Annotated in this window: 19 protein-coding genes; 16 read left to right on the top strand and 3 right to left on the bottom strand. The window is 50.6% G+C overall.

Going from position 1 to position 16,415, the window contains the following annotated elements; translation table 11 throughout:
- Window positions 1-194 precede the first annotated feature (194 nt).
- Both VHA_RS17420 and VHA_RS17415 read left to right on the top strand, forming a co-directional pair.
- A complete protein-coding gene (locus VHA_RS17420) occupies window positions 195-830 on the top strand; it encodes a FlgO family outer membrane protein (RefSeq protein ID WP_040529194.1) in 636 nt (211 codons plus the stop codon).
- Window positions 831-843: 13 nt separating this feature from the next.
- Window positions 844-1,272 carry an LPP20 family lipoprotein gene (locus VHA_RS17415; protein WP_005506700.1) on the top strand — a complete coding sequence of 143 codons (429 nt, stop codon included), beginning with the start codon at window positions 844-846 and terminating at the stop codon, window positions 1,270-1,272.
- Window positions 1,273-1,355: 83 nt separating this feature from the next.
- Here the strand turns inward: VHA_RS17415 and VHA_RS17410 are convergent, their stop codons facing one another.
- The 3 genes from VHA_RS17410 to flgA form a co-directional block, all read right to left on the bottom strand.
- Window positions 1,356-1,784: a flagella synthesis protein FlgN gene (locus VHA_RS17410; protein WP_005506699.1), complete on the bottom strand. Its 429-nt coding sequence runs from the start codon at window positions 1,782-1,784 to the stop codon at window positions 1,356-1,358.
- Between the two features lie 6 nt (window positions 1,785-1,790).
- On the bottom strand, window positions 1,791-2,108 hold the full coding sequence (gene flgM, locus VHA_RS17405; protein WP_005506698.1) for a flagellar biosynthesis anti-sigma factor FlgM: 318 nt from the start codon (window positions 2,106-2,108) through the stop codon (window positions 1,791-1,793).
- 85 nt (window positions 2,109-2,193) lie between these two features.
- A complete protein-coding gene (gene flgA, locus VHA_RS17400; protein ID WP_005506697.1) occupies window positions 2,194-2,892 on the bottom strand; it encodes a flagellar basal body P-ring formation chaperone FlgA in 699 nt (232 codons plus the stop codon).
- Window positions 2,893-3,022: 130 nt separating this feature from the next.
- Here flgA and VHA_RS17395 point away from each other — a divergent pair, with 130 nt between their 5' ends.
- The 14 genes from VHA_RS17395 (at window position 3,023) to flgL (ending at window position 16,399) form a co-directional block, all read left to right on the top strand.
- Window positions 3,023-3,955 carry a chemotaxis protein CheV gene (locus VHA_RS17395; RefSeq protein ID WP_005506696.1) on the top strand — a complete coding sequence of 311 codons (933 nt, stop codon included), beginning with the start codon at window positions 3,023-3,025 and terminating at the stop codon, window positions 3,953-3,955.
- Between the two features lie 3 nt (window positions 3,956-3,958).
- Entirely contained in the window at window positions 3,959-4,786 is an 828-nt protein-coding gene (locus VHA_RS17390; protein WP_005506695.1) for a CheR family methyltransferase, read from the top strand.
- A gap of 198 nt (window positions 4,787-4,984) precedes the next feature.
- Complete coding sequence (gene flgB, locus VHA_RS17385; RefSeq protein ID WP_005506694.1) at window positions 4,985-5,380, top strand: flagellar basal body rod protein FlgB; 396 nt, start codon at window positions 4,985-4,987, stop codon at window positions 5,378-5,380.
- Window positions 5,381-5,383: 3 nt separating this feature from the next.
- On the top strand, window positions 5,384-5,794 hold the full coding sequence (flgC, locus tag VHA_RS17380; RefSeq protein ID WP_005506693.1) for a flagellar basal body rod protein FlgC: 411 nt from the start codon (window positions 5,384-5,386) through the stop codon (window positions 5,792-5,794).
- Between the two features lie 17 nt (window positions 5,795-5,811).
- Entirely contained in the window at window positions 5,812-6,558 is a 747-nt protein-coding gene (gene flgD / locus VHA_RS17375; protein ID WP_005506692.1) for a flagellar hook assembly protein FlgD, read from the top strand.
- A gap of 20 nt (window positions 6,559-6,578) precedes the next feature.
- Window positions 6,579-7,886, top strand: coding sequence for a flagellar hook protein FlgE (gene flgE, locus VHA_RS17370; RefSeq protein ID WP_005506691.1), 1,308 nt, complete (start codon window positions 6,579-6,581; stop codon window positions 7,884-7,886).
- 177 nt (window positions 7,887-8,063) lie between these two features.
- Window positions 8,064-8,813: a flagellar basal-body rod protein FlgF gene (gene flgF / locus VHA_RS17365; protein ID WP_005506690.1), complete on the top strand. Its 750-nt coding sequence runs from the start codon at window positions 8,064-8,066 to the stop codon at window positions 8,811-8,813.
- A 16-nt stretch (window positions 8,814-8,829) separates the two neighbouring features.
- Window positions 8,830-9,618: a flagellar basal-body rod protein FlgG gene (gene flgG / locus VHA_RS17360; protein ID WP_005506689.1), complete on the top strand. Its 789-nt coding sequence runs from the start codon at window positions 8,830-8,832 to the stop codon at window positions 9,616-9,618.
- Window positions 9,619-9,633: 15 nt separating this feature from the next.
- A complete protein-coding gene (locus tag VHA_RS17355) occupies window positions 9,634-10,425 on the top strand; it encodes a flagellar basal body L-ring protein FlgH (protein ID WP_005506688.1) in 792 nt (263 codons plus the stop codon).
- Between the two features lie 28 nt (window positions 10,426-10,453).
- The gene (locus tag VHA_RS17350) at window positions 10,454-11,545 is read left to right on the top strand and encodes a flagellar basal body P-ring protein FlgI (protein ID WP_005506687.1); all 1,092 of its coding nucleotides are present in this window, start codon (window positions 10,454-10,456) and stop codon (window positions 11,543-11,545) included.
- 3 nt (window positions 11,546-11,548) lie between these two features.
- Window positions 11,549-12,529 carry a flagellar assembly peptidoglycan hydrolase FlgJ gene (flgJ, locus tag VHA_RS17345; protein ID WP_005506686.1) on the top strand — a complete coding sequence of 327 codons (981 nt, stop codon included), beginning with the start codon at window positions 11,549-11,551 and terminating at the stop codon, window positions 12,527-12,529.
- Between the two features lie 109 nt (window positions 12,530-12,638).
- The gene (locus tag VHA_RS17340) at window positions 12,639-13,097 is read left to right on the top strand and encodes a hypothetical protein (RefSeq protein WP_005506685.1); all 459 of its coding nucleotides are present in this window, start codon (window positions 12,639-12,641) and stop codon (window positions 13,095-13,097) included.
- Between the two features lie 219 nt (window positions 13,098-13,316).
- A complete protein-coding gene (gene flgK / locus VHA_RS17335; RefSeq protein WP_005506684.1) occupies window positions 13,317-15,194 on the top strand; it encodes a flagellar hook-associated protein FlgK in 1,878 nt (625 codons plus the stop codon).
- Window positions 15,195-15,205: 11 nt separating this feature from the next.
- Entirely contained in the window at window positions 15,206-16,399 is a 1,194-nt protein-coding gene (gene flgL / locus VHA_RS17330; protein WP_005506683.1) for a flagellar hook-associated protein FlgL, read from the top strand.
- Window positions 16,400-16,415 lie beyond the last annotated feature (16 nt).

The raw sequence follows: 16,415 nt of genomic DNA, 5'->3' as shown, positions 1-16,415 counted from the left end.
AGTTCCAATAATAGGTATAAAAATTGCTAGACCAGAATACATCGCTCAAAAAGCGGCAAGGTGGTTAGCCAAAAAAGCGAAAACATAACCACTGAATGCAAATAATGTTCCTGAAAATAGGGAAGAATCGTGGACTTGGGCTTTGCCCCTCACGTCATCGGTCAGCCTTTAAATGTGTCCGGAGCCAGACAATAATGAAAAACTGGATAGTGATATTACTGAGTCTAGCAACCATATCTTGTGCTTATCACCCGATCTATAACGGTAAAGAACCGTACTCGGGGAGCAAGTTTCTGTTACAGCAAACCCCACGACACACGTTGGATTACTTTATCGACGGTTTGGCGGATGAGTTGCTGGAAACCAACAACTATCTGACAGCAAGAACCCCGATGGCGGTGGTCTCTTTTGTTGATGTTGAAGAAATGGATGAAACCAACTGGCTGGGGAATTCTGTGACTGAAGGCATGATTTACCAGATGCAGCGCCGTGGATTCACGCTTATTGACTTTAAAAATACCGGGTCTATCCGTGTGACCAAAGAAGGCGATTTTTCTCTGAGCCGCGATTGGAAAGAATTGCACCCTGAGCAACAAATTGATTACGTGCTGACGGGCACGATGTTGCGACAGGGCGGCGGTGTATTGGTGAATGCAAGAATTATTGGTATGCGCTCCCGTGTGGTTGTTGCGTCGGCGCAGGGCTTTCTTCCTTCCGACCGTATAGGGCGTGATATTGATACATTACGTAAAGTGCGTATAGAAGACGGCGTGATCATTCGTGGTGATCAGCGCAAACACCCCACCGACACCATTATTTTGAAACCATAACTCAGGAGCGAGTATGAAAACCTGGTTATCCCTGGCAATGCTGCTGGTATTGACCGCTTGCCAACCTATTACCCAAATTCGTTCAGATGAGCTGTTGACTGCGGTGGGGACAGCGTCAATCAGTGCTCAACGGGGTAAAACCGAAGAAGAGAAGCAATTTCGAGCAATGCGCGCTTCGAAGTTGGAAGCGTATAAAGAACTGTCAGAACAAGTTTATGGGATCCGTGTCGGCGGCAATACCCAAATTGACGATCAACAGCTTGGCGTGGACAAAACCCACGGGGCATCAGACGGCATCATTCGTGCGGCAGAAGTGGTTGCCAGCTATAAAGTGGGCGACAGCTATGTAACTGAGCTTCAGTTGAATTTACGAAAGATGAGGAAAATGGCTGAGTATGGTGAGTCGCACCATGTGCCGAGAAACGATGCGATCATTTTCTGAGATCCAAAATCCCCTAAGGTTTACACGAAAAAAGCAGCATTAAGCAGCTTTTTTGATGCGTTTTGGAAGGTATTTGGACGAAATCAGGCTTTGATGTTGGTGCCAAGTGTGCGGCTGCCTGATGCTTGACCATCGGCATCATAAGTCATTTCATTTTTGCCGGCAGCTTCCTGGAACAGGTTACGAAGTTTGTGCATGCTCAACTGAGCCCGTTGCAGCGCGACACCATTCACGTCGTTTAGCTGGTGGCATTTTTCCAGGGAAGATTGGATTGTGGCAATCATTGCTTGGTTATCGTCAGATAACGATTGCAGCTCTGGGCATTTTGCCAACTGTGCATCTCGTAATTGGATAGCTTGGATCAGAGAGAGCTTGTGTTTAGCGCAGGCGTCAATATCGGCAGCTTTTCTGGAGGCAATGGCCGTGGTTTCCTGTTCCATAACGTCTAGTAGCGCGTTGACGTTGTCTGCCTGAACCTGAAGAAGTTGCTCAAAAGTGAAGGCCTCAGACATGGTAAGTTATTTCATCCCACGAAGATCGTCTTCGTGTTTCATCATATTTTCAGCCAGCCGATCGGCGTCGACTTTATAAGAGCCGTTTGCGATAGCAGCTTTGATGGCAGCGACTTTTGCGCTGTCGAAATGGGTCTCACTGGCCATCTGCTGGTTTAGCGCGCCAATTGCACGGCTTTCGTCACTCATAGAAAACGCATCGCCACGATGATTGCGCACTTCACCAGCCGAGCTGTTTTCAGCGGGACTGCTTTGGGTCTTGCTTTGGTTGCTTCTGTTCGTGCTCAATGGCTGACCAGAACGCAGATGATCGATACTTGCCATAATAAAGCCTTATCTTTGTCCGAACCTTCTGTTGCTCACGGTATCGGCCGCATTACTATGAACTTTAGCACTTAATTGCGCCTTGTTAGAATTTTACTATCACCTGACCGACTGCTGTAATTGTACCATCGACGATTCGGTTCGACTTAGTATTGCGGACTTTAATTTGTTCTCCGAGAGCGCCGTCACTTAATGCCGTGCCTTTTGCAATAATATTCAGTCCGTTACCCGCTGCTGTGATGATAACCTCGTCATTGCGGCAAACCATACAAATATCATTGCCGCTGATGGGCTCACCAATCCCCACAACGCGCTTCACCCGGGAACCGAGAAGAGTGGCGTTGTCAGTATACGTTTGACCGCGCTGGAAACGGGCATCGACCAGTTGGATAATCAGATCCTCTTTGGCAATCGTCACGCCACGATCAAGTGGCCTTTTTGCCACAACAACCGGTGTCAGCAAGCGGATCTGTACAGGCACATAGACCTGCCAGTTATCTTCTTTGCAGCTCACCAGAACGGTCACACTTTTGTTGAGGGATTGACGTCCCGGCACCTCTGTTTGCAAAGGCGAAGGGCAGTGGGAAAGCTGTAACCGGCTATCCAGGTTGCCAGCACGGACCTCAAGTTCACCATATTCCGGTGCAGTGATCAGTGTCTCGACATACGTTTCGGCAGCTTCTTTTACTGTATCGAGTTGACTTGACGGTGCAGCGGCTATAATTGAGCTAAAGCTATAAATAAATGTGCCGATAAAGAGCCAGACTAATCGTTGATAACACATATGTCACATATTGGTTAGTGTGGTGAATTTAGATGCAGTGAGTCTTTCAATTCGCATGCCAACATGTGTGGAACAAGGAAGTTGCTTGCTGCAATACGATAACTAGAACAGGGCAAATGGAGTTTATCTTATGTCGGGGATTCTTGATACGGTCAATCAGCGTACCCAACTGGTCGGACAAAACCGCTTGGAGCTGTTGACCTTTCGTTTGATGCGTAAGCAGCGATACGGCATCAACGTTTTTAAAGTAAAGGAAGTACTCCAGTGCCCTAAGCTGACTTCCATGCCCAATCTTCACCCACTCGTAAAGGGGGTTGCCCACATCCGTGGGCAAACTATCTCAGTTATTGATATGAGCCTTGCGACGGGGGGGTTGCCTATCACGGATCCGGAAAACCGTTTTATCATCATTTCTGAGTTCAACCGTTCAACCCAAGGTTTTTTAGTCGGCTCTGTCGAACGTATTGTTAACATGCATTGGGAAGCGATTTTGCCACCACCAGAAGGTACCGGTAGCTCTAACTACCTGACAGCAGTCACTGAAATCGAGGGTGAGCTTGTCGAGATCCTTGATGTTGAAAAAATCCTGAACCAGATTTCGCCTGTCAATGAAGAAATCAGTGAAGAACTGTTGGCGAACAAGCCTGTGTTCGAAGAAGGAGGCTCAGAGCCAACCACTGTGTTAGTTGCGGATGACTCGAGCGTCGCACGCCGTCAGGTGAAGCGGGCCGTAGAAAGTATTGGTTACAATGTTTTGCTTGCCCACGATGGTCGCGATGCCCTCGAAAAACTGCAAGGCATGACGGCAGACGGTACCATCAGTGATTTGGCGCTTGTTATCTCTGATATTGAGATGCCAGAGATGGATGGTTACACCTTAACAACTGAAATTAAAAAAGATGCTAACCTCAAAGATCTTCATGTAGTATTGCACTCCTCATTAAGTGGTGTCTTCAATGAAGCGATGGTGAAGCGCGTTGGAGCAGATGCATTCATTGCCAAGTTTGACCCGGATGAACTGGGTGCAGCTGTGATGAGCGCGGTAAAAGGTCAAGAAGACTAATCCATGACGAATATAGCGATTACAGATCAAGAGTATCGTGATTTTTGTAAATATCTCGAAAACAAATGCGGCATCGTGTTGGGTGACAGTAAGCAGTACCTTGTAAGAAGCCGACTCAGCCCGCTTCTTACTCGCTACAAACTGGCCTCGATGTCCGAACTGTTTCAACTTGTTCTAACAAACCGTAACCGCGATTTGGCGGTGTCAGCCATTGACGCCATGACGACAAATGAAACCTTGTGGTTTCGGGATGCCTACCCGTTTGAAGTATTGGCAAACCGTTTGTTGCCGGAAGTGGCGCAAAGTAAAAGGCCAATCAAAATCTGGTCTGCGGCCAGTTCTTCAGGACAGGAGCCGTACTCTATCGCCATGACCATTCAAGAAGTTCAGGCGAAAAAACCGGGTATGCTGGGAAATGTTTCGATTACTGCGACAGACATTTCGTCCACCATGCTCGAAAACTGCCGCGCCGGTGTTTATGACAACCTCGCACTTAGCCGAGGTCTATCGCCTGAGCGGAAACGCCAGTTTTTTGAAGATGCCGGTGAAGGGCGAATGAAAGTGAAAGAGACGCTCAAGCGCATGGTCACTTTCAAACCGCAAAACCTGATGGAAAGCTATGGCATGCTGGGCAAATTCGATATCATTTTTTGCCGCAATGTATTGATTTACTTCTCTCCAGAGATGAAATCTAAAGTGCTCAACCAGATGGCTGGCAGTCTCAACCCCGGGGGCTACTTGTTGCTGGGGGCGTCTGAGTCTTTAACCGGCCTGACGGACAGGTTTGAGATGATTCGGTGTAACCCCGGTATTATCTATAAACTTAAATAAGGCAGAGCTCCTCATTCACTAAAGCTCCTCACAGAAAAAGCGGCACAGATGTTGCCGCTTTTTTGTGCTTGTATTCCCTGACTTACCCATAATCCTTTCAATTCATTGTCTTTAAAACATAAATAATCCCAAGTGTGTAGGCGATAAAGTTGGCATCCAATTTGCAAAATATCCAGCATAAGATTTTGGAGGTGCCACATGGCGATAACATTCGACAAAGCGCTTGGCGTTCATCAACACACGGTGGGAGTGCGTGCTCAACGGGCGGAAACGCTGGCGAGTAACCTGGCGAATGCCAATACTCCAGGCTATAAAGCGCAGGATGTTGATTTCGAACAGGCACTGCAGGCGGCAACCTCTGGGGCAAACTTTGGCCTGAGTCGTACCAATGAGCGGCATATCCCTGCCTCCTCACAGATCACTGGCCAGAAAATGTACCGCATTCCAAACCAGCCTGATACTGGCGATGGCAACACTGTGGACGCGCAAGTAGAGCGTAACCTGTTTATGCAAAACGCGCTTGAGTATCAGGCGTCATTGGACTTCCTTGGATCCAAGTTCAAAAACATGTCCAAGGCGTTGAAAGGGGAATAATGGATGAGTCTTTTTAATGTGTTCAACGTAACCGGTTCTGCCATGAGTGCAGAGTCAGTCCGACTTAACACCACATCCAGTAACCTGGCGAATGCCAACTCTGTCAGCAGCTCTGCCGCTGAAACGTACAAAGCGCGTCATCCTGTTTTTGCCGCTGAACTTAACCGTTTCCAACAAGGCGCGAGTGTCCCTGTACAGGTAAAAGGCATTGTTGAAAGCCAGAAACCGCTGCGCGCAGAGTATAACCCTGAACACCCAATGGCGAATGCGGATGGTTATATTTACAAGCCAAATGTCAACGTGATGGAAGAGATGGCCAATATGATTTCGGCCTCCCGTTCTTATCAAACCAACGTAGAAGTTGCGGAAGCCAGCAAGCAAATGCTGATGCGCACCCTACAAATGGGCAAATAAGGTAGGAGTAAGGCACTATGAATCCTATTGACGGCGCAGGTGGAGCAGGGAGCTATATCGACCAGCTCAAAGCGCTGCAAGAAAAACAACGTGCAGAGCGTGGTGATACTGGTGAAAAAGTCACAGGCCAGACTGACCTTAAGCAAGAAGATTTCCTGTCATTGCTGACCAAGCAACTGGCAAACCAGGATCCATTCAAACCGGTGGACAATGAGCAGATGATTGCCCAGATGGCATCATTCGCGACTGTCGACGGTATTGGCAAAATGAACGAACAGTTTGGCTCCCTGAATGCTGCGATGACATCCAGCCAGGCGCTGCAAGCCTCTTCTCTGGTTGGGCAAGATGTATTGGTGCCGGGCAATGAAGGGTTTAAATCTGTAGAGGGGGGTATTGCCGGTATGGTGAAACTGCCGCAGGCGCTGAATGATGTGATTGTCCGCATCCAGAATGCCCGCGGTGAACTATTGAGAACGTTCAATATGGGCGCCAAGTCGCCTGGTGATCACCGGGTCGAGTGGGACGGCAAAGATGATGCCGGCAATCCACTGCCGGAGGGCAATTACACCATGAACGTCAGTGGCAACATTGATGGCAAGTCTCAGGATCTTGAACTTTCTACTTACGCAAACGTAAACAGTGTGTTGTTGGGGAATGGTGACGGCAACGTGATGTTGAACATCGCCGGGTATGCATCTCCGGTCAAACTCACCGAAGTGCTTGAAGTAGGCAAATCCAGTCTTGGCAACGTGAGCAAGGGCTAAAGGACAGAGGAGTTCCAGCAATGGCTTTAAATATCGCACTGAGTGGCCTGGCGGCGGCTCAAAAAGACATGAACACCACCAGTAATAACATTGCGAACGCCAATACTTTTGGTTTCAAAGAGTCGCGTGCTGAGTTTGGTGATGTGTACTCTGCATCTATCTTTTCTAACGCAAAGACCACCACAGGTAGCGGTGTACAAACCTCGATTGTGGCGCAACAGTTCCACGAAGGTTCCAGTATATATACCAATAACCCGCTGGATTTGCGTATCAGCGGTAACGGTTATTTTTCCGTGGCGAATGACAAGCTGGCGACCCAGGATAACGTGTTGACCCGCAATGGCGCTTTCCATCTGGATAAGGACAATAACATCGTTAACTCTGAAGGGCAGTTCCTGCTGGGTTACAACGTTGACAGTGAGACCTTACAGGTTGGCTCTTTTGAACCACGGGCACTGAACGTGCCCGATCAGTTTGGCCAACCCCGAGCGTCTGAAAATGTCGAGATTGGCCTCAACTTGCCGGCGGGTGGTTCGGAAAAAGATCCTGCTCTGTTTAACCCTGAAGATCCTGATACCTATAACAAATCAACTTCAGCGACGATTTTTGACTCACTGGGCCAACCATACAAATTGACCACTTACTACGTCAAAGATAACGTCACCCCGAACAAATGGGCGGTATATTACACAGCGACAGATGCCACTGGTGAGAAACCCCTTAGCCTGACCTCCGGTGAATTCACCAGTGCAAGCGGCCAAGTGGGTCACTCTGTCCAGTTTAACAGTGATGGTTCAGTCAATGCTGTCAATGGTGGTGCACCCATCCAAACCGTTGAGTTTGGTCCAGGTGGCGCTGGTCTTGAGATGAATGGCGCGGATGGGACGCAATCCCTGACCATCAACTTTGAAGAGCCTACCCAGTATGCGTCGCCTTTCGAGATGCGCAGGTTCACAGAAGATGGTGCAACCACAGGGTATCTGGCGAAAGTCGATATTGACCCGAAAGGCACCATTATGGCGACATACAGCAACGGTGAAAACGTGGCGCTGGGCCGTGTCGCTATGGTGCGCGTTTCGAACCAGCAAGGTCTTTCGCAGGCAGGGAACACCCAGTGGAAAGTGACCCAGCAATCCGGTGAAGCAATATGGGGCGAGGCCATGCAGGGTGCGTTCGGTAAAGTGAAAAGCGGTACTATCGAACAATCCAACATTGACATGACCCAGGAGCTGGTGGACCTCATCACTGCCCAGCGTAATTTCCAGGCCAACTCCCGTTCGCTGGAAGTGGGTAACCAGATGCAGCAAACGATTCTACAGATTCGTTAAGCATTGGTTTGAGTCCTTTTGCCGCCCGATCGCCGGGCGGCAATTCTTTTCCTAACACTGCTTTTTTCTACCCCTCTTTCTCGTCAAATCCCTCTCTAACATGTTGTAATTTAGCGGCATCATATTCTGGCACTCTTCTTGCTTTACTGATTGCATAAGCGAGAGGAGAACGTCTGAATGGATCGCGCATTATTTCTCGCCATGAGTGGCGCCAAACAAGATATGCAAGCGTTGCAACTGCGTGCCAATAACCTGGCGAACGCCAGCACCACCGGCTTTCGTGCCGATCTGGAGCAAGCCCGCTCGATGCAGGCATATGGTGAAGGCTTGCCTACCCGGGTGTTCAATATGACAGAGCGTCCCGGTTACAGTTTTGCCCAAGGTTCAACCATTACCACTGGCCGCGAACTTGACGTGGCGATAAAAGGTGACGGCTGGCTGGCGGTATTGGATGGCACCGGTCAGGAAGGGTATACCCGCGTGGGGAACCTGAAAGTTGATCAGACGGGCATGCTGCAAAACGGCCATGGTCACCTGATTCTGGGGGAAGGCGGCGCGCCAATTTTCCTACCACTGCCGGTATCCAAGATTGAAATCGGCTCTGACGGCACGGTGTCTGTGTTGCCTCAGGGCGCGCCACCGGAAGCGATGGAAGAAGTGGATCGCATTAAGCTTGTCCGCCCAAATAACGAAGAGCTTTTCAAAGACAAAAATGGTGTCTTCAAACCGGTGAATCCTGGCACCATTTTTGAAGCTGATGCAGGCGTTTCCCTGCTGACGGGGGCGCTGGAAGGCAGTAACGTCAATCCTATCAATGAAATGACCGGGCTTATCGACCTTCAACGTCACTTTGAAATGCAAGTCAAACTAATGAAAACCGCAGAGGAAATGGATCAAGCCTCCAACTCTCTGCTGCGCATGGGTTAATTGAGAGGAATTCAGTATGCATCCTGCATTGTGGGTGAGTAAAACCGGCCTGGACGCACAACAGACCAATATTTCGACCATTTCGAATAATCTGGCGAACGCCTCAACGGTTGGCTTTAAAAAGTCCCGCGCGGTTTTTGAAGATCTGTTTTATCAAAACATCAACCAGCCGGGTGGCCAATCCTCCCAGAACACGGAACTGCCCAGTGGCCTGATGTTGGGTGCTGGTTCCAAAGTGGTGGCAACGCAGCGCGTTCACACCAACGGCAACGTTCAAACCACCAATAACGCGCTTGACCTGATGATTGAGGGCGATGGTTTCTTCCAGATTTTGCTGCCAGACGGTAATATCGGCTACCAACGTAACGGCCAGTTCACGCTGAACGATGAAGGCGTGATTGTGACATCCGGTGCTGGTTATCCGCTGGAGCCAGAAATTGTGGTGCCACCAGATGCAATTCAGGTGACTGTTGGCACCGACGGTGAAGTCTCAGCCAGATTACGTGGACAACAGGAAAATGCCATTCTTGGCCAGATCACCACCGTTGATTTTATCAACCCGGGTGGCCTTGAGCCGATTGGCCAGAATCTTTACCTGCCTACAGGCGCCAGTGGTGACCCACAAGAGGGTGTGCCAGGGCTTGACGGATTGGGCAGCGTCAGACAATCAATGCTGGAAACCTCCAACGTAAACGTAACCGAAGAATTAGTGAACATGATCGAAGCGCAACGGGTTTATGAAATGAACTCTAAGGTGATTTCGTCTGTCGATCAGATGTTGAGTTACGTCAACCAGCAACTTTAAGGGAGTAACGCGCGGATGAAAAAGCTCATTGCGACAGCCATGATGTTGGCAACTGTATCAGGGTGTACCTTGTTAAATACCGACACATTGCTGGGACAAAACCAGAATGAAGTCGTGCAGGGAACAACGGAAACGGATGCGGTTGAAGGCAGTACCAATCCGGGCAATGAAGGCCTGATTGGCTTGCTGCGTGAGCGTGAAGACCCAGTAGCTGGTGATCCGAGCTGGGCACCTCTTTATCCTGTGCGCCAGCCGGAACATTACACCACCGCAACCGGTTCTCTGTTCAGCGCAGTCAGTGCGCAGGATCTTTATGATGACACCAAGCCCCGCAGCATTGGCGACATCGTCACAGTGATGCTGGAAGAGAAAACGCAGGCGAAAAAGAGCGCCAGCAGCGATGCGGCAAAATCCAGCGACCTGAGCATGGATCCGCTGGAATTGGGTGGCGAGGAAATCACTATTGGCGAGCGTAACCTGTCGTATGCGGCTGCCCATGACAATTCAACCAGTGGCTCAACCAGTGCAGATCAGAGCAACAGCATTTCCGGTTCGATTTCGGTGGAAGTGGTGGACGTCATGTCTAACGGCAACCTGCTGATCCGGGGAGAGAAGTGGCTGACACTGAACACCGGTGATGAATATATACGCTTGAGCGGCACGATTCGTCCGGATGACATTACGCCGGAAAACACCATTGCCTCAACACGCATTTCCAACGCTCGCATTCAGTATTCCGGTACCGGGGATCGTCAGGATACGCAAGATCAGGGATTCTTGGCACGATTCTTTAATGTCGTTCTGTAGTACCTAACCCGGCTGCCGGAGATTTGACGTGAAGAGTTGGCTGAAGCTGTTTTTGATTGCCCTATTAATTGCACCCGCAGCACAGGCTGCGCGCATTAAAGATGTGTCGGAAGTTGCGGGAGTGCGCAGTAACCAGTTGGTGGGGTACGGGTTGGTGGTCGGTCTTGCCGGCACCGGTGAGAGCACCCCGTTTACCGATCAAAGCTTCAATGCGATGCTGAAAAACTTTGGCATCCAGTTACCGCCGGGCACCAAACCAAAAACCAAAAACGTGGCGGCTGTTGCCGTCAGTGCTGAATTGCCGCCGTTTGCCAAGCAAGGCCAGAAAATTGACATCACGGTTTCTTCTATTGGTTCAGCGAAAAGCCTTCGTGGCGGTACTTTGGTACAAACCTTCCTCAAAGGCCTGGACGGTAAAGTGTATGCAGTGGCACAGGGTAACCTGATTGTCGGTGGCTTCAGTGCAGAAGGTGCCGACGGTTCATCCATCGTCGGTAACACGCCCACTGTGGGCCGGGTGACAAATGGCGCAACCGTGGAGCAGGAAGTGCCTTCACCGTTTGGCCGGGGTGATCATATTACCTTTAACCTGTTTGAATCCGATTTTACTACTGCCCAGCGTATGGCCGATTCCATTAACAGCTTCCTTGGACCGAATACCGCTTCTGCTATGGATGCCGCTTCTGTGCGTGTCCGTGCGCCGCGCGATCTGTCCCAGCGTGTTGCCTTCCTGTCTACCGTTGAAAATCTCGAGTTCGTACCGGCAGATGCGGCGGCAAAAATTATCGTTAACAGCCGCACCGGAACGATAGTGGTGGGGCAAAACGTGCGCCTTCGCCCTGCAGCAATTACCCATGGCGGTATGACAGTGACCATTAATGAAAACCTGCAAGTCAGCCAGCCGGGGGCTTTCTCCGGGGGGGAAACGGTGGTGGTGCCAGATTCCGGAGTGGAAGTAACAGAGGAAGATGGCCGTATGTTCCATTTCAAACCGGGTGTCACACTGGATGATTTGGTCCGTGCTGTGAACGGTGTCGGCGCGGCACCTTCGGATCTGATGGCCATCCTGCAGGCACTGAAACAGGCTGGTGCCATCGACGGTCAACTGATAGTGATTTAAGCCATGAAAGCACCTTTAGACACTGGATTTATCCACGATCTCAGCAGACTGGATGTTCTTCGCCAGAAAGCGGCGAGTGGTGAGCAATCAGATGATGCTCTGCGTGCGGCAGCCGAGCAGTTTGAAGCGCTGTTTACGCAAATGCTGTTTAAATCGATGCGCAGTGCCAATGAGGCATTCGAGTCGGATCTTATCGATAACCGCACTTCAAAATTTTATGAGCAAATGGCGGATGAGCAGCTTTCCAGTGCCCTTTCCCGTGAAGGCTCACTGGGGCTTGCTGATTTGATTATCCAGCAGTTTAAAGGGTTACAAAACAGCGAGCCGATGGATGTCGGCAACAACAGCGCCAGCGAACGTATTCGCCTGCAGCCCACAATGCCCCCCGCACCGAACATGACAGAAGATGAAGCCGCAGACCAAGTGCTGTCTCCACTTTCTGATGACACGGTGATTCCAAGCCCTCACATGCTGGCTCAACAGAATGCTGCGCCAAAAGTGGAAAGCAGCAAACCGTTTGAAACCCCTGATGAGTTTGTCAGTCGCCTGACACCTTATGCGAAAAAAGCGGCACGTGCGCTCGGTACTGACCCGGCTATTTTGATTGCCCAGGCGGCACTTGAAACAGGGTGGGGCAAGAAAGTGATTGCCAACGCCCGGGGCTCCAGCCACAACCTTTTCAACATCAAGGCAGATCCGCGCTGGGAAGGAAACAAGGTGGCGACCCAGACCCTGGAGTTCCATGATGATATCCCGGTGCAGGAAATGGCATCCTTCCGCGCTTATCCTTCCTATGAAGACAGCTTTGCTGACTATGTCAGCTTTCTGAACCGTAACCCGCGTTACACAACCGCGCTTCAGCAAACCGCAGAACCGGAACAGTTCATCCGGGGTTTGCATCAGGCCGGCTATGCGACTGATCCACAGTATGCTGACAAAGTGCTCAGCGTGTTTGACCGTGTGAAAGGCATGATGGCGCAATAAATATACCGCAGTAGGTAAAGGAGTGGTTGCGCTGTTAACGCACCCGACCGTATGGTTCCGGCCAGCCTGGCAATCATCGACGCTTGGCGACAATGGAAAGTGAAGGGAAATGACCGAACAGCAATCCAACCAGGACAACAGGCCAGAGCCTGCAGCACAGCCCCTCTCCCGTCATGCTAGGGGAGCTATCCGCCGCGATCCTTTTATCCGCGCATTTCTTGAAAAAACACCCAAAGACGTTGCTGACTCATTTACCGACGCCCAGTTGCTTCAACTGAAACTGAGGTTTGGGACACGGGCCAAAGCGCGCCATGTGATTGATTTCAGAACGATGTTAGGGGGCTTTGGCTGGAATTATTATCTGGTATTCCTGTTTGGTCGCAACCGACGGGAATTGACTCGCCCAGAACAGAAAGCGGCCTTTGCCGGACGGATTATCGCCCTGCTATTGGGCGGTTTTTTACTGTTTTCTGTGGTGATCACGTCCCTGTATCTGGTGAAGTCATTTGCCGGTATTGATCTGTTACCCAATTTTTCATTTGGCCTGTGGCACTGGCTCGGTTCATGACGTTTTTCGCCAAGCTGTGAGTGTTGGCAACTTCCAATTCCCGGCAGGCACAGGCATTGCGGCAACCCCTTGCCATGTGATGTATAAAACAACACCACTCTACCTCATTATATTTATATCCTATTGAAATAAAACATAAAAATGCCATGGCATGATTCTTGAATTATTCTGTTCAATAGACAATTTCGTAAGTTATGCGTTTGCGCATACGGGGGCTTAATGGGGTTTGATCTGCTGACGCTCGGTTCTCAGGGCGTTTTGACAGCACAGCGGCAGCTGAATACAACGGGTCACAACATCTCAAACGTGAATACTGACGGGTATAGCCGTCAGTCTGTTGAGCAGCGAGCCAACGACTCTGCCTATTGGTCGGCAAACCAATGGGGTCAGGGTGTCCATGCCGCTGCTGTTCGCCGGAACTATGACAAATTTGCGGTCAACGAATACAACATCACCACCTCGGCACTGGCACATGCCCAAACCCGCAACAGCCAACTCACTATGCTCGATGACATGATGTCTCACGCGGCCAAGAAAATTCCTGAGAACATGAATGAGTTCTACGGCGCAGTAAAAGGATTGGCCGACAGCCCCAGTGATATGGGGGCCCGTAAAGTGGTGCTTGAAAAATCCCGCCTTGTCGCAGCAGGTTTGAATGATATCAACAATGTACTGCAATCCCAGGAAGCCAATACCACGGTAGAAATCGATGCCACCCTGAAACGGATGAATGATATCGGTGCGGAGATTGTGGATATCCACAAAGCGATTCTGAAAGCCCAGGCGGCAGACAATGACCTGCTTGACCGTCACCAAAAGCTGATTAACGAGCTGTCAGAGTATACCCAGGTGAGCGTCAACCAACGTGATGACGGGCTTTACAATGTGATTATTGGCAGCGGGCATACGCTGGTTTCCGGGTTGCACTCCAGTGAGCTGCAAACCGTGCCCGGCACACCTGATCACCAGAAACGCCGTCTTGCGCTGGTGGAAGGCAAAGCCCTGAAACCTATCGATAATGCCGACATCCGTGGCAGGCTTGGCGCGATGTTTGAATTCCGTGACAATACGCTGGCACAAGCGCGTGATGAATTGGGCCGCCTTGCAGCCGGTTTTGCTATGTCAATCAATGAGCTGCAATCGCAAGGTTATGATCTTGGGGGGCAGGTAGGAGAAAACATCTTTGTTGATTTCAACAGCGATGATTTTGCCCGGGATCGTATTGTCAAAGCGTCAGATTCCACCGCAGCGCTTAAGGTTTATATTGACGACTTGGCGCAGCTGAAAATTGGCGATTATCAGCTGAAATTTGATGGCAGCCAATACACCCTGGTTGATCCGGAAAAGAACACGGTAGCGGTGACCCCATCCGGCTCGCCACCGTCGATTAACTATGATGGCCTGCGTATTCAGGTCGATGTGGGGCTGGTTGCCGGAGAGCGGGTTATCATTCGCCCTGTCAGGCAGGGTGCTGGCCAGATTCACGTCACGATGGAAGACCCGGCAAAAATTGCCGCCCAAAGCTATATCAGCTCAAAATCGATATTGACCGGGCAGGGAGATCTGAAAGTGACCCAACCCGGGGCACAGCAGGAATTCCAGGTTGCTATTTCACCGGATGCTACTCAGTTTGCGGTGCTGGATATGAAGGGCAATATCCTGCTTGCACCACAGGCGTATCCGCCAACAGCGCCGGTCACAGTGAATGGTACGACTTTTGAGCTGACAGACGGGGCTGCGCCGGAAGATGTGTTTGCCGTCAGTCTTCTGCCCGCCGATGGTGAAAATGGCAACCTGATCCGGATGCAGAAGCTGCAAACCCTGAAACTGATGGATGGTGGCCGTTCGAGCCTGATTGATGTGTATGAAGGGTTGAACACCGATTTGGGCGTGCAGAAAGCCTCCTTTGCACGGCTTGAAGATGTCAGCCGTGTTGAGCATGACGCCGCCGCAGGGCGCGTGGCTGAAATTTCCGGGGTTAACCTCGACGAAGAAGCGGCAAACATGATGAAATTCCAGCATGCCTATATGGCATCGTCAAGAATCATGACCGCGGCAAACGAAACGTTTGAAACCCTGCTCAATGCAACCCGATAAGGATCTGAGTGATGATTAGCCGTATTGCCAGTTTTCACAATTACCAGTCAGTGTCCAATGACCTGATGCGCCAACAGGTGAAGTTGCAGGATAACCAGGATGAGCTCGCGACCGGTAAGCGGGTGCTGACGGCCGGGGACGATCCTGTGTCGTCGATTTATATCCAGAACTTTCGCCAACAGGACAAGCAGCTCGATCAGTATGTAGATTCCATCACCCTGGCACGAAACCGCCAGACCCGTGCTGAAATCGCCATTGATGATGCCGAGCAACTGGTTGACAGCGCCAAGCGTAAAACCATGGAAATGATCAACGGCTCCCTGTCTGAAGATGACCGTACGGCGCACCGCCAGGACTTGAAAGGCCTTTACGACAACTTTATGAATCTGGTCAATGCGAAAGATGAGTCGGGCAATTTCCTGTTTTCTGGCACCCAGTCGAGCAAGCAGCCTTTTTACCGTGATGGTGCCCTGAATGTACGATATGCCGGGGACAGCTATCACCGTACCGCGCAGGTTGCGCCGGCGGTCGAAGTGCAAACCAGCGATCCGGGTGATGAAGTGTTTATGACGATCAAAAACCCGTTTGGCGATTATCAGCCCGAGTATGAATTAAACAGCGGATCGTTGCTGCTGCTGGCGCAGGCGAAAAACAGCAACAATACCGATAACGCCGAATATGCAGTCAGCTTCACTGTGGATGGTGCGGGGCAGACCACCTATGAGCTGACGCAGGATGGCAATGTGGTCAGCAGTGGGGTGTACGATCCGCAAACCGGTGTGCAATGGGGAACCCTGAGTCTTAGCTTTGAAGGTGAGATGCTGGATGGCGACAGAATTGTGCTGGAGCGTCAGGACACTTTTAACGTGTTTGATGCATTCAAAAAAGGCATTGAGCTTTCCTACGAGAGTATATTTGATGCGTCGGCCACCGCTGAATTGCATCAGGTGACAGAGCAGTTCTCCGCGGCGTTCAAGCACCTCAACAAGGCGCGTTCTGAAGTGGGGACCCGGCTGACAACCCTCGACAGGCAAGAGAGCATGCATAAAGACTTCAAACTGGTTCTGAACCGTTCACTCGGCACCATGGAGGATTTGGATTACTCCACCGCAGTGATCGACATGAACGAGAATATGCTGGCGCTGCAGGCCTCTCAGCAGGCATTTGCCAAGACCAAAGATCTCTCCTTGTTTAATTACATCTAACGCCATCTACAACCGG

The organism is Grimontia hollisae CIP 101886 (assembly GCF_000176515.1).
In the GTDB taxonomy this organism is placed as follows: domain Bacteria; phylum Pseudomonadota; class Gammaproteobacteria; order Enterobacterales; family Vibrionaceae; genus Enterovibrio; species Enterovibrio hollisae.
The sequence above is the reverse complement of the archived record's forward strand: the minus strand, read 5'-3'. Positions and strand labels throughout refer to the sequence as shown.

Excerpts from the sequence above, each read along its gene's own strand:
- VHA_RS17395 (WP_005506696.1), top strand. The coding sequence starts at position 3,023 with ATGTCGGGGATTCTTGATACGGTCAATCAGCGTACCCAACTGGTCGGA.
- VHA_RS17390 (WP_005506695.1), top strand. The coding sequence starts at position 3,959 with ATGACGAATATAGCGATTACAGATCAAGAGTATCGTGATTTTTGTAAA.
- VHA_RS17340 (WP_005506685.1), top strand. The coding sequence starts at position 12,639 with ATGACCGAACAGCAATCCAACCAGGACAACAGGCCAGAGCCTGCAGCA.
- flgB (WP_005506694.1), top strand. The coding sequence starts at position 4,985 with ATGGCGATAACATTCGACAAAGCGCTTGGCGTTCATCAACACACGGTG.
- flgG (WP_005506689.1), top strand. The coding sequence starts at position 8,830 with ATGCATCCTGCATTGTGGGTGAGTAAAACCGGCCTGGACGCACAACAG.
- flgD (WP_005506692.1), top strand. The coding sequence starts at position 5,812 with ATGAATCCTATTGACGGCGCAGGTGGAGCAGGGAGCTATATCGACCAG.
- VHA_RS17415 (WP_005506700.1), top strand. The coding sequence starts at position 844 with ATGAAAACCTGGTTATCCCTGGCAATGCTGCTGGTATTGACCGCTTGC.
- VHA_RS17420 (WP_040529194.1), top strand. The coding sequence starts at position 195 with ATGAAAAACTGGATAGTGATATTACTGAGTCTAGCAACCATATCTTGT.
- flgE (WP_005506691.1), top strand. The coding sequence starts at position 6,579 with ATGGCTTTAAATATCGCACTGAGTGGCCTGGCGGCGGCTCAAAAAGAC.
- flgA (WP_005506697.1), bottom strand. The coding sequence starts at position 2,892 with ATGTGTTATCAACGATTAGTCTGGCTCTTTATCGGCACATTTATTTAT.
- flgL (WP_005506683.1), top strand. The coding sequence starts at position 15,206 with ATGATTAGCCGTATTGCCAGTTTTCACAATTACCAGTCAGTGTCCAAT.
- flgC (WP_005506693.1), top strand. The coding sequence starts at position 5,384 with ATGAGTCTTTTTAATGTGTTCAACGTAACCGGTTCTGCCATGAGTGCA.
- flgK (WP_005506684.1), top strand. The coding sequence starts at position 13,317 with ATGGGGTTTGATCTGCTGACGCTCGGTTCTCAGGGCGTTTTGACAGCA.
- flgF (WP_005506690.1), top strand. The coding sequence starts at position 8,064 with ATGGATCGCGCATTATTTCTCGCCATGAGTGGCGCCAAACAAGATATG.
- VHA_RS17410 (WP_005506699.1), bottom strand. The coding sequence starts at position 1,784 with ATGTCTGAGGCCTTCACTTTTGAGCAACTTCTTCAGGTTCAGGCAGAC.
- flgM (WP_005506698.1), bottom strand. The coding sequence starts at position 2,108 with ATGGCAAGTATCGATCATCTGCGTTCTGGTCAGCCATTGAGCACGAAC.
- flgJ (WP_005506686.1), top strand. The coding sequence starts at position 11,549 with ATGAAAGCACCTTTAGACACTGGATTTATCCACGATCTCAGCAGACTG.
- VHA_RS17355 (WP_005506688.1), top strand. The coding sequence starts at position 9,634 with ATGAAAAAGCTCATTGCGACAGCCATGATGTTGGCAACTGTATCAGGG.